This window comes from Gordonia alkanivorans NBRC 16433 (assembly GCF_000225505.1).
GTDB lineage: Bacteria > Actinomycetota > Actinomycetes > Mycobacteriales > Mycobacteriaceae > Gordonia > Gordonia alkanivorans.
In genome coordinates this window covers 117,218-129,481 of record NZ_BACI01000050.1, presented here as the reverse complement: position 1 = coordinate 129,481, position 12,264 = coordinate 117,218, and the positions used below count along the sequence as shown (strand labels likewise).

General features: G+C 66.5%; 8 protein-coding genes. 5 read left to right on the top strand and 3 right to left on the bottom strand.

All coding sequences use genetic code 11. The annotated features are described in order from the left end of the window. Positions 1–63 precede the first annotated feature (63 nt). Both GOALK_RS08580 and GOALK_RS08575 read left to right on the top strand, forming a co-directional pair. Positions 64–1,542 (top strand): LVIVD repeat-containing protein, encoded by a 1,479-nt coding sequence (locus GOALK_RS08580; protein ID WP_006358409.1) that lies wholly within the window; start codon positions 64–66, stop codon positions 1,540–1,542. Further along, on the top strand, positions 1,539–2,201 hold the full coding sequence (locus GOALK_RS08575) for a DUF305 domain-containing protein (RefSeq protein WP_006358408.1): 663 nt from the start codon (positions 1,539–1,541) through the stop codon (positions 2,199–2,201). Before GOALK_RS08580 ends, GOALK_RS08575 begins: the two co-directional genes overlap by 4 nt. 30 nt (positions 2,202–2,231) lie before the next feature. On the opposite strand, the gene GOALK_RS08570 is transcribed toward GOALK_RS08575, so the two are convergent. The 3 genes from GOALK_RS08570 to GOALK_RS08560 all read right to left on the bottom strand — a co-directional run bounded on the left by GOALK_RS08570 (position 2,232) and on the right by GOALK_RS08560 (position 6,569). Beyond that, positions 2,232–2,729 carry an HNH endonuclease gene (locus GOALK_RS08570; RefSeq protein WP_005194436.1) on the bottom strand — a complete coding sequence of 166 codons (498 nt, stop codon included), beginning with the start codon at positions 2,727–2,729 and terminating at the stop codon, positions 2,232–2,234. A gap of 319 nt (positions 2,730–3,048) precedes the next feature. Then, a complete protein-coding gene (locus tag GOALK_RS08565; protein WP_006358407.1) occupies positions 3,049–3,915 on the bottom strand; it encodes an enoyl-CoA hydratase-related protein in 867 nt (288 codons plus the stop codon). 107 nt (positions 3,916–4,022) lie between these two features. Beyond that, positions 4,023–6,569 (bottom strand): ATP-dependent Clp protease ATP-binding subunit, encoded by a 2,547-nt coding sequence (locus GOALK_RS08560; protein ID WP_006358406.1) that lies wholly within the window; start codon positions 6,567–6,569, stop codon positions 4,023–4,025. 402 nt (positions 6,570–6,971) lie between these two features. Here GOALK_RS08560 and betT point away from each other — a divergent pair, with 402 nt between their 5' ends. The 3 genes from betT to GOALK_RS08540 are packed head-to-tail and all read left to right on the top strand — an operon-like array spanning position 6,972 to position 12,264. After that, on the top strand, positions 6,972–9,188 hold the full coding sequence (gene betT, locus GOALK_RS08550; RefSeq protein WP_006358404.1) for a choline BCCT transporter BetT: 2,217 nt from the start codon (positions 6,972–6,974) through the stop codon (positions 9,186–9,188). Beyond that, positions 9,185–10,702, top strand: coding sequence for an aldehyde dehydrogenase family protein (locus GOALK_RS08545; RefSeq protein ID WP_006358403.1), 1,518 nt, complete (start codon positions 9,185–9,187; stop codon positions 10,700–10,702). Before betT ends, GOALK_RS08545 begins: the two co-directional genes overlap by 4 nt. Then, on the top strand, positions 10,699–12,264 hold the full coding sequence (locus GOALK_RS08540; protein WP_006358402.1) for a GMC family oxidoreductase: 1,566 nt from the start codon (positions 10,699–10,701) through the stop codon (positions 12,262–12,264). Before GOALK_RS08545 ends, GOALK_RS08540 begins: the two co-directional genes overlap by 4 nt.

Sequence of the window (12,264 nt, the reverse complement as noted above, 5' to 3'; positions counted from 1 at the left end):
ACAGCACGACGGCGACTACACGCGATCACCTGCCTTGCCGCGGGGGCAGTGCTCGCGTCGACGATGCTGGTGTCGGCGCCGGCGACCGCCGCGAACCACTGGTTCCCAGACATCTCCGACGCTTCTGTTCCCAAGGCCGACTGCGGTCCGGGCTCCAAGCCGGAACCGGGCCTGCAGGGTGACGTCAGCGCCGAGGACCGACAGTCGGGCCGGAGCAAGCAGGGCTACAACTGCAACCTGACCGAACTCGGCAATGTGACGGGTGCGGGCGGCGGCATCGTGTCCGCATCCTTCGAGCACTGCAGCTACACCGGAAGTCTCTTCCCCGGCAACAACTTCTTGCCTCAGCCGGGCGTCCAGGTCATCGACGCCTCGAATCCCCGGAACCCGAAGGTCGTCGGGTCGCTGACCGACACCGCGATGCGCGGCGGCACGTGGGAGACCCTGAAGGTCAACAAGAAACGCAAACTCCTCGCCGCGACCGGGGTCCCGCTCCTCTGGGGTGCAGGCTTTTTCGCGGTCTACGACATCTCCGACTGCACCCGACCCAAGCTGCTCAACGCCCGTGGCGGCGGCATCGCCTACCCCATCCCGTTCACCTCGCACGAGGGCGGCTGGTCACCGGATGGCCGAACCTACTGGGCGTCGGGTGTCGCACCCGGTCACCTGAGCGCGATCGACGTCGCCGATCCGCGAAACCCGCGGGTGATCTGGCAGGGACTGCACAGCTTCCTCGGTCACGGTTTCGGCATCACCCCCGACGGCAATCGCATGTACCTGTCGAACATGGCGGGCGTCACGGTCCTCGACATCAGCGCGGTACAGCGTCGTGCGCCGTATCCGCAGGTCCCCCACGTGGCCGCGTACCTGTGGCCGGACGGCCAGCTCAATCAGCACTCGATCCCGATCACCTACCGCGGCACGCCCCACGTCATCACGGCCGACGAGGGCGGCTCGGGCGGCGTCAAGATCTTCGACGTCGCCCGGGTCAACAAACCCCGCTACGCCGCACAGCTCAAACTCGAGATCAACCTGCCCGAACACCTGGACACCCAGTTCCGTTCGTCCATGGGCGGTTCGTTGTTCGGCAGCAACCCGCACTACTGCGCGGTCGACCGTCCGAACGATCCGACGGCGCTGGCCTGCGCCTGGGAATCGTCCGGCATCCGCGTGTTCGACATCCGGGACTTCTCCGCCATCAAGGAGATCGCGTACTACAACCCGCCGGCACAGAAGGGCGCGACCGCACTGACCCGGCCCAACTCACCGCATGTGCTCGGGTCGGTCATCGGCGCACCGGGTATCGAATTCCTCAGCCTCGGAATGTCTCTCGTGAACGGACGAGCCAAGCTGAACGAGATGATCGGTCCGCGCATGGGCATGGTCGTGGGTGGTGACATGGCCACCGACTGGTGCTTCTCCCCGCCGGAGTTCCACGGCAACAAGATCCTCACCACCTGCGCCGACGGGGGCTTCTACGCCCTCGAGTTGAGCAACCGGGTCTACACCCCGCCGCCGGATCAGGATTCCTTCCTCGGATGACCGACCGGCACACCAGTACGCAGATCGCCGGACTGACCTCGCTCGCCGTCCTGCTCGTGGCGGTCGGCGTGGTCATCGGTTCGGTGTGGTCACCCGGCTCGCGGGACGACCTGAAGACGATGAGCCCCTCCGACATCGGTTTCGCACAGGACATGTCGACGCATCACGATCAGGCCCTCCTGATGGCCCGCACAGTTCTCGCCGCCCCCGATGTGGATCCGACGATCCGCGGATTGGCCGACCAGCTCGTCGTCGCCCAATCCGCGGAGAGCGCGACCATGCGCGGCTGGCTGCAGTTCTTCGAGCTGCCGCTGACCTCCGACGAACCGATGTCGTGGATGTCCCACGGTGATTCACATTCCCACGGTGCTGGCTCGGGGACCACGCCCGACGCACCGCTCATGCCGGGCATGGCGAGCACCGAGGAACTCGGCCGACTCGCCACCCTTCGCGGCGACGAGGCCGAGAAACTGTTCCTGCAGCTGATGATCCGGCACCATCGCGGCGGACTCGAGATGGCGCAGGCGGCGTACAACGACGACCGTTCCGGGTCGGCGACCAAGCAGCTCGCCCTGAACATGCTCAGCGATCAGGGAAACGAGATCGGCCAGATGTCGATGCTGCTCAAGGAACGCGGCGCCGAACCCCTGCCCACCTGAACGGTTCTCACGCTCTGACGGTCCGACCTCTCAGTCGGTCTTGGGATGCAGCATGAACATCTCCCAGACCTCCTTCTGGTCCACGGCCCACGGGTCGTAGACGAAGGGTGCGTGCCGCAAGGCCATTCCCGCTTTCCGCGGGGTGCGGTTGGCCTTGAAACCGTTGCAGGACTTGCATGCCGCGACCTGATTGCCGAACGTGCTGGGGCCGCCCTGCGACACCGGCACGATGTGGTCCACGGTGTCGGCCGGACCGTCGCAGTAGGCGCAGATCCATTGGTCGCGACGCAGGATCGTCGCATTGGAGGCGTAGGAATCCATCGTCTTGCCCGCGTACGGACGGTAGGCGTCCCGCTTGATGGCCACCACCTTGTGGATGGGCAGCGACACGGTCGGCGAATGGACGACGCGCACCAAGGGGGTGCCCTCGACGTTGCGTGCGACCTCGGTGGTCAGCAGGACGGCAGCGCGACGCCAGGTGACGCGCGCGAGGATCTGTAATCCCGCATTCGTGACGAAGATGGTCATGGATACTCCTCGATGCGTGGGCGAGTGAGCGCGCCGACCATCGAGGTTCACGACCTCAGGAACTGGTGGCGCTGGATGTGATTGGTCCGGACCGGGTTCGGGCTGGTAGCCCGTACCGGCAGCCGGGGTCGGTCATCCGCCACTCGCGAACGAACACCGCCATACCGATCGACATCTGCGCCACCTCCTTTCCGCTCTCTTCTGGCCTGCTGTTCGCCACGATAACCGCGGTCAGCGCAGCCTGCCACCGTTCATGCCGCGTGTTCGCCGAAGTTCACGTGCTGAACACAGGGTGTTTGCAGCAGGAACGCGACCACGCTCAGAAGATGTCGGGCAGATCCTCCGACACCTTGTTCGGGTACGTCGCCGGGCGCTTCTCCAGGAACGACATGACACCCTCGTAGACGTCGCCGGACTGGCCGCGGTAGAAGATCGCCTTCGAATCGGCGTGGTGGGCGTCGAGCGGGCTGGTCGCCCCGGCCATCCGCCACAACAGCTGGCGGGTCAGTGCCGCTGAGACGGGGGCGCTGTTCGCGGTCATCTCGCGGGCGACGGCGATCGCGGTCTCGAGGACCTTGTCCTTGGGCACGACCTGCTGGATCAGTCCGCGCTCGTGCGCCTCGTCGACCTGCACCATCTTGGCGCCGACCGTCCACTGGAGAGCCGTCGGCAGACCGACGAGCCGCGGGAGGAACCAGCTCGACGCCGCTTCCGGCACGAGGCCTCGGGCCGCGAAGACGAAGCCGAATTTCGCGTCCTCGGAGGCGATCCGCACGTCGGCGGGCAGGGTCATGGTGACGCCGACGCCGGCCGAGGGGCCGTTGATCGCGGCGATGACCGGCTTGAGCGAGGCGAACATGCGCAGTGTCAGCTTGCCGCCCTCGTCGGCCGGGACCTCGTCGCCCTCGACCACCGAGGAGGCGTCGAAGGTCGAGCCGCCGGCCTCGAGGTCGGCGCCGGCGCAGAATGCCCGGCCGGTACCGGTGAGCACCACAGCACGCACCGAGTCGTCGGCGTCGGTCTCGTCGAACGCCGCCCGCAACTCCTCGCCCATCTGCACGGTGAAGGCGTTGAGACGGTCGGGGCGGTTCAGCCGGAAGACGGCGATCTCGCCGTCCCGCTCGACGGTGATGGTGGGCTCGGCCTGGGTGGCCCTACGGCCGACCTCTGATGTATCGCTCGTCACAGTGATCGATGGTATCCACCCCCGTCACAGATGACTCGGGCAGGCAACACAAAACGGCGGCGCCACCCTTTCGGGTGACGCCGCCGATTGTGTCAGATCAGCTCAGGTCAGCTCGCGTCCGAGCCGCCGTCGCCTGCCTTGGACAGCTCGACCGGTGCGTCCGGAACCGCACGCGGCTTCTCCGAGCCGGTGAAGGTGAACTTGGCGTCTTCGCCGTCGCCTTCGCCGTCCCAGCCTTCGACGTCGACCAGCACGATCTGCCCGGGAGCGATGTCGCCGAACAGGATCTTCTCCGAGAGCTGATCCTCGATCTCGCGCTGGATGGTGCGACGCAGCGGGCGTGCGCCCAGCACCGGATCGAAGCCGCGCTTGGCCAGCAGCGACTTGGCGCGGTCGGTGACCTCGAGCGCCATGTCCTTGTTCTTCAGCGCGCTCTCCACTCGGGTCAGCATGAGGTCGACCATCTGGATGATCTCGTCACGCGTCAGCTGGTGGAAGACGACGATGTCGTCGATTCGGTTGAGGAACTCGGGCCGGAAGTGCTTCTTGAGCTCGTCGTTGACCTTCTGCTTCATCCGCTCGTAGCCGGACTTGGTGTCGTCCTTCGATGAGAAGCCCATGCCCACGGCCTTGGAGATGTCGCTCGTACCGAGGTTCGAGGTGAAGATCAGGACGGTGTTCTTGAAGTCGACCGTACGACCCTGACCGTCGGTGAGACGGCCGTCCTCGAGGACCTGCAGCAGGGTGTTGTAGATCTCGGAGTGAGCCTTTTCGATCTCGTCGAACAGCACCACCGAGAACGGCTTGCGGCGCACCTTCTCGGTGAGCTGGCCGCCCTCTTCGTAACCGACGTAGCCGGGAGGTGCACCGAACAGACGCGACGCGGTGAAGCGGTCGTGGAACTCGCCCATGTCGATCTGGATGAGTGCGTCGTCCTCGCCGAACAGGAAGTTCGCCAGCGCCTTGGAGAGCTCGGTCTTACCGACACCGGACGGGCCGGCGAAGATGAACGAGCCCGACGGACGCTTCGGATCCTTCAGGCCGGCACGGGTGCGGCGGATCGCCTTGGAGACGGCCTTGACGGCGTCCTCCTGGCCGATGATCCGCTTGTGCAGCTCCTCCTCCATGCGGAGCAGACGGGTGGTCTCCTCCTCGGTGAGCTTGAACACCGGGATACCGGTCCAGTTGCCCAGGACCTCGGCGATCTGTTCGTCGTCGACCTCGGCCACGATGTCCATGTCGCCACTGCGCCATTGCTTTTCGCGCTCGGCGCGCTCGGCGACCAGCTGCTTCTCCTTGTCACGGAGGCTGGCGGCCTTCTCGAAGTCCTGCGCGTCGATGGCGCTTTCCTTCTCCTTGCGCGCGTCGGCGATGCGGTCGTCGAACTCGCGCAGGTCTGGCGGCGCGGTCATCCGGCGGATGCGCATGCGTGCACCGGCCTCGTCGATGAGGTCGATCGCCTTGTCCGGCAGGAACCGGTCGTTGATGTAGCGATCGGCCAGCGTCGCGGCGGCGACGAGTGCACCGTCGGTGATCGAGACGCGGTGGTGTGACTCGTAGCGGTCACGCAGACCCTTGAGGATCTCGATGGTGTGCTCGACCGACGGCTCGCCGACCTGGACCGGCTGAAAGCGGCGTTCGAGGGCGGCGTCCTTCTCGATGTACTTGCGGTACTCGTCGAGGGTCGTCGCACCGATGGTCTGCAGCTCGCCGCGGGCCAGCTTGGGCTTGAGGATGCTGGCGGCGTCGATCGCGCCCTCGGCGGCACCTGCGCCGACGAGCGTGTGCAGCTCGTCGATGAACAGGATGATGTCGCCGCGGGTGTTGATCTCCTTGAGGACCTTCTTCAGGCGTTCCTCGAAGTCACCGCGGTAGCGGCTGCCGGCGACCAGCGAACCGAGGTCGAGGGTGTAGAGCTGCTTGTCCTTGAGCGTCTCGGGAACCTGACCGTTGACGATGGCCTGCGCAAGACCCTCGACGACGGCGGTCTTGCCGACGCCCGGCTCACCGATCAGAACAGGGTTGTTCTTGGTGCGGCGGCTCAGGACCTGCATGACCCGCTCGATTTCCTTCTCCCGGCCGATGACCGGGTCGAGTTTGCCCTCGGCGGCGGCAGCGGTCAGGTTGCGACCGAACTGGTCGAGGACCAGCGAGGTGGACGGAGTGCCGGACTCGCTGCTGCGACCGCCGGTGCCCGCCTCCTGCGGCTCCTTGCCCTGGTAGCCGCTCAGGAGCTGGATGACCTGCTGGCGGACCCGGTTGAGGTCGGCGCCGAGCTTGACCAGGACCTGCGCGGCGACACCCTCACCCTCGCGGATGAGGCCGAGCAGGATGTGCTCGGTGCCGATGTAGTTGTGGCCGAGCTGCAGGGCCTCGCGCAGCGAGAGCTCCAGCACCTTCTTGGCACGCGGGGTGAACGGGATGTGTCCCGACGGTGCCTGCTGGCCCTGGCCGATGATCTCCTCGACCTGACTGCGGACACCTTCCAGGGAGATCCCGAGAGACTCGAGCGCCTTGGCAGCCACACCCTCGCCCTCGTGGATGAGGCCGAGGAGGATGTGCTCGGTACCGATGTAGTTGTGGTTGAGCATCCGCGCTTCTTCTTGGGCCAGAACCACAACCCGTCGCGCGCGGTCGGTGAACCGTTCGAACATTGTTCTCCCTCACATTGCTAGCGCCCCGGCCGCCGCGAAAACCACCTCGTGTGTCCGGTCGGGACAACGCGGTGCGGGTAGGCGACGACCAGCCTGCTTCCACTCTAGAGGTCGTCGTGGATGTACCTGCAGTTAACGCCCGTGCAGAGTGCACGGATCAACCGCGATGGCGGGGATGTGCACAGTACAACTGCGCAGGCCGGGGCGGTGTTCCCGCTTCGCTACGCCCAGAGCGAACGGGGCGTCGGGTCACCGCCGAAGGGCGACGAGGCGGGTCCGGCCGACAGTACCGACAGCGGTGTTGCCCGAGGGGTCGGTGAACCATCCGAGTTCATCGCCGCGATCGGTGAGTCGGGCAATTCACCCGACCACACGAGTTCGGAGAGGCTAGCGTCATAAGCCATGAGTGTCGGCGAAAGACCTGCAATCCCGTCCACTCCTGACACCCCGGACACCGGGGAACCGACACGACGCCCGAGTTCGGTCAATCTGACCGTCTTCGTCGCTTCGGCCGCCATCGTGCTCGCCTTCGCGATCTGGGCGCTCGCCGCGCCGGAGACCGCGGAGACCGTCATCAACGAGGTGCGGAACTTCATCACCCGCTGGTTCGGCTGGTGGTACTTCATCCTCGCCACCGCGATCGTCGGTCTCGTCGTCTTCCTCGGCGTCAGCAAATACGGGCGGTACCGCCTCGGACCGGAGGAATCCCGTCCCGAGTACAGCCTCTTCACGTGGACGTCGATGCTGTTCGCCGCGGGCATCGGCATCGACCTGATGTTCTTCTCGGTCGCCGAGCCCGTCACGCACTTCCTGAACCCGCCGACGGGCGCGGCGGAGACCAACTTCGCGGCACGTGAGGCCGTGACGTGGACCGTCTTCCACTACGGCATAACCGGCTGGGCGATGTATGCCCTCATGGGCGGCGCCCTGGCCTATTTCGCGTTCCGGCACAACCTGCCGCTGACGATCCGTGCGGCGCTCTACCCGATCTTCGGCAAGCGGGTCGAGGGACGGTGGGGCGACGCGATCGACGTCGCGGCCGTACTCGGCACGATCTTCGGCATCGCGACTTCGCTGGGAATCGGTGTGGTGCAACTGAACTTCGGTCTCAACGAGATCTTCGGCATCGAGCAGGGCAAGGCGGCGCAGATCGGTCTGATCGCCCTGTCGGTGGTGATCGCCACCGCGTCGGCGACCTCCGGGGTGGACAAGGGCATCCGGCGGTTGTCGGAGATCAACGTGATCCTGGCCATCGGCATGCTGATCTACATCACGGTCGCGAAGGACGCGGACTTCCTCCTCAACGGTCTGGTCCAGAACGCGGGCGACTACGTGTCGACCTTCGCCGACCGCACCCTCGACACGTTCGCCTGGGATCAGGTGAATCCACAGCCCGGCAACGACGCCCGCGCCTTCGTCGACGGCTGGACGCTGTTCTTCTGGGCGTGGTGGGTGGCCTGGGCGCCGTTCGTCGGGCTTTTCCTGGCACGAATCTCCCGCGGACGGACGCTGCGGCAGTTCGTCTTCGGCGTTCTGGTGGTCCCGTTCAGCTTCATCCTGGTGTGGATCTCGATCTTCGGGAACAGCGCCCTGCAAGCAGCCCGCGGCGACAAGGAGTTCGCCGAGACGACGGCATCGGCCCCCGAGGCCGGTTTCTACTCGCTGCTCGAGCAGTACCCGGGCGCGACACTGCTGATCGGCATCGCGACCATCACCGGCCTGCTGTTCTACGTGACGAGCGCCGATTCGGGGTCGCTGGTCATGGGCAACTTCACCAGCCGCCTCGACGATCCGATGGCGGATTGCTCACGGTCGCTCCGCATCTTCTGGTCGGTCGCCATCGGCCTGCTGACGCTGTCGATGCTCTTCGCCGGCGGCGGCGACGGATCGATCCTCACCCTGCAGGCCGCGACGGTCATCATGGGCCTGCCGTTCTCGTTCGTCCTGGGGCTGATCGGTATCTCGCTGTTGCGGGCTGTCCGCACCGAGTCGTACAAGCTCGACAGTTACCGCACCACGCTGCCGAAGGTGATCGCCGTCGGACGCGGGCCGACCGAGCAGAGCAGTTGGCGACACCGCCTGATCGGAACGCTCCGCTTCCCCGGCCGGATCGCAACCCGCAGATACATCACGGCGACGGTGGTCCCGGCGATGCACGAGGTCGCCGAACAGTTCGGTCGCGAAGGCGTTTCGGCGACGGTGGACGAGTCGGCCGCCAACGAGGGCCTGCCGTCTCCTCGTCTGATCGTGAAGCTGGCCGATGTCCCGGCCTTCGAGTACTGCGTGTGGCCGGTGTCCGCGCCGACGCCCACCTACGCGGTCCGTTCCCAGCGTTCCGACGACCGGTACTTCCGGTGCGAGGTGTATCTGACCGAGGGCTCGCAGGGGTATTCGCTGTCGGGATACACCCGGGAACAGATCATCGGCGACATCCTCGACCAGTATGAACGGCATCTCGGTTACCTCCATCTGCGTGACTCGGCGTCCGATCATCACGACCACACCGCTGTCGACCACGACCCCGACACCAGCGGCCCCGCCGCCGGCTCCGCGAGCGCCGGTACCGTCGCGGAGACGGACATACCCGACAGCGACCCGGAAGGAGCACCCGCTCCATGAGTGACACTCTCTACATCGACGGCCGGTGGTGCGCCGCCGAGTCCGGCAAGACTCGTGAGATTCGTTGCCCAGCGGACAATTCGGTGGTGGGCGTGGTGGCCGAGGCGTCCGCGGAGGACACCGAGGCGGCGATCGCCGCCGCCCGGCGCGCCTTCGATGCCGGGGAGTGGAGCGCCACCCCGGCTGCCGAACGCGGCGATCTCCTGCTCCGTGTCGCCGATCAGATCGACGCCCGCCGAGACGATTTCGTTCGTGCCGAGACGCTAGACACCGGCAAGCGGCCGTACGAATCGGACATCGACATGACCGACATCGCGAACTGTTTCCGCTATTTCGGGAAGCTGGCCGCCCAGGACGCCGGCCGTGTCGTCGACACCGGGTCACCCGATGCGGACTCACGCATCGTCTACGAGCCGGTCGGTGTCTGCGGTCTCATCACGCCGTGGAACTATCCGCTGCTGCAGGCGGCGTGGAAGGTCGCACCGGCGCTGGCCGCGGGTAACACCTTCGTCCTCAAACCCGCCGAGCTGACGCCGCACACCTCGATCCTGCTCCTGGAAGTGCTTGACGGCCTGGGCCTTCCGGCCGGGGTCGCGAACCTCGTGTTGGGTGCCGGCGCGGATGCGGGCGCCCCGCTGTCGTCGCATCCCGACGTCGATCTGGTGTCGTTCACCGGTGGACTCGTCACCGGGCGAGTCATCGCCCGCGAGGCCGCGGCGACGGTGAAGAAGGTGGCACTCGAACTAGGCGGCAAGAACCCCAACGTGGTGTTCGCCGACGCCTGCGCCACCGACGAGCTGCTCGCGGCCGCGGTGGACAACGCGCTCAACGCCGCGTTCCTGCACTCCGGCCAGGTCTGTTCGGCGGGCGCGCGACTCATCATCGAGGAGTCGGCCCACGACCGGTTCGTCGACGAGCTGGTTCGTCGAGCCGAGGAGATCCGTCTCGGACTCCCCTACAGCGAGGGCACCGAGACCGGGCCGCTGATCTCCGAAGCCCACCGCGACAAGGTGCACGCCTACGTCGAGAAGGCACGTGCCGACGGTGCGGTGATCCGCACGGGTGGCGCCTTCGCGACCGGCGACCAGGGCTCGGGGAAGCTCGACGACGGATGGTTCTACCTGCCCACCGTCATCGACTGCGCCGACCGTTCGATGGCCTGCGTGCACGACGAGGCCTTCGGGCCGACCGTGACCGTCGAGACCTTCACCACCGAGGACGAGGCAGTGACGCTGGCCAACGACACCGTCTACGGCCTCGCCGGCGCGGTGTGGTCGGCCGACGCCGCCCGCGCACGCCGCATCGCCGGCCGTATCCGGGCAGGAACGGTGTGGGTCAACGACTTCGGACCGTACCTCCCCGAGGCGGAGTGGGGCGGTTACGGCCAGTCCGGCTTCGGCCGTGAGCTCGGGCCGTCGGGCCTGGCCGAGTACCGCGAGGCAAAGCACGTCTACGAGAATCTTCGGCCGGGCGTGACCGGTTGGTTTGCAGACCGGAAGGGGCAGCAGCAGTGAGCGAGTCGTACGACTACGTGGTCGTCGGAGGCGGTTCGGCGGGTGCGGCGGTGGCGTCCCGGCTGTCCGAGGACCCGTCGGTCACGGTGTGTCTCCTGGAAGCCGGTCCGTCCGACGTCGGGGACGACGCGATCCTGCGCCTCGATCGCTGGATGGAACTGCTCGAATCCGGTTACGACTGGGACTATCCCATCGAACCGCAGGAGAACGGTAACGACTTCATGCGGCATGCTCGCGCAAAAGTCCTGGGAGGCTGCAGTTCCCACAACAGCTGCATCGCCTTCTGGGCGCCGCGTGAAGACCTCGACTCGTGGGAGCGCGATTTCGGGTGCGCGGGCTGGGGTTCGGAGGAGTTGTACCGACTGTTCCCCCAGATCGAGACCAACGACGCCCCCGGCGATCATCATGGCCGCAGCGGGCCGGTCCACATCATGACGGTCCCGCCGAACGACCCGTGCGGTGTCACCGTGCTGGACGCTTGTGAGGCGGTCGGCATCCCGAGGGCGGAGTTCAACAGCGGAAAGACGGTCGTCAACGGCGCCAACTTCTTCCAGATCAACCGCCGGCCCGACGGAGTCCGCGCGTCGTCGTCGGTGAGTTACCTGCACCCCCACCTCGACCGCCAGAACCTGACCATCCGCACCGGCTCCTGGGCCAAGCGCATCGTCATCGAGAAGGTCGACGGCGAGCTTCGTGCCGTCGGGGTCGAGATCACCGACAACGCGTTCGGACGCACGTCCAGGATCGATGCCGAACGCGAGGTGATCGTCTCGGCCGGCGCCATCGACACCCCGAAACTCCTGATGCTCTCGGGGATCGGGCCCGCCGACGATCTCCGTCAGCACGAGATCGACGTCTTCGTCGACTCCCCCGGCGTCGGCGAACACCTGCAGGATCACCCCGAGGGCGTCATCGGCTTCGAGACGAAGAAGCCCATGACGCAGGAGTCGACGCAGTGGTGGGAGGCCGGAATCTTCACCACCGTCGACGACGGACTCGACCGGCCGGACCTGATGATGCATTACGGCAGCGTGCCTTTCGACATGCACACGCTGCGTCAGGGCTACCCCACCAGTGAGAACACCTTCTGCCTGACGCCGAACGTCACCCACGCACGGTCGCGGGGCACGGTGAAGCTGCGATCTCGCGACTTCCGCGACAAGCCGCGCGTCGACCCCCGGTACTTCACCGACCCCGAGGGTTACGACATGCGGATCATGACCGCCGGTCTGCGCAAGGCGCGGGAGATCGCCGCAGCCGCACCATTGCAGGAATGGGTTGCGCGCGAACTCTATCCCGGACCCGACACCAGCAGCGACGAGGAGCTCGCCGACTACATCCGGCGCACCCACAACACCGTCTACCACCCGGTGGGCACGGTCCGGATGGGACCGCCGGACGACGAGATGTCGCCGCTCGACCCCGACCTGCGCGTCAAGGGAGTCGCCGGCCTGCGCGTCGCCGATGCGTCGGTCTTCCCCGAACACACCACCGTGAACCCGAACATAACCGTGATGCTGGTCGGGGAACGGTGTGCGGAGTTGGTGGCTGCGGAGCGGTAG

Excerpts from the sequence above, each read along its gene's own strand:
- GOALK_RS08580 (WP_006358409.1), top strand. The coding sequence starts at position 64 with ATGCTGGTGTCGGCGCCGGCGACCGCCGCGAACCACTGGTTCCCAGAC.
- GOALK_RS08575 (WP_006358408.1), top strand. The coding sequence starts at position 1,539 with ATGACCGACCGGCACACCAGTACGCAGATCGCCGGACTGACCTCGCTC.
- GOALK_RS08570 (WP_005194436.1), bottom strand. The coding sequence starts at position 2,729 with ATGACCATCTTCGTCACGAATGCGGGATTACAGATCCTCGCGCGCGTC.
- GOALK_RS08560 (WP_006358406.1), bottom strand. The coding sequence starts at position 6,569 with ATGTTCGAACGGTTCACCGACCGCGCGCGACGGGTTGTGGTTCTGGCC.
- betT (WP_006358404.1), top strand. The coding sequence starts at position 6,972 with ATGAGTGTCGGCGAAAGACCTGCAATCCCGTCCACTCCTGACACCCCG.
- GOALK_RS08545 (WP_006358403.1), top strand. The coding sequence starts at position 9,185 with ATGAGTGACACTCTCTACATCGACGGCCGGTGGTGCGCCGCCGAGTCC.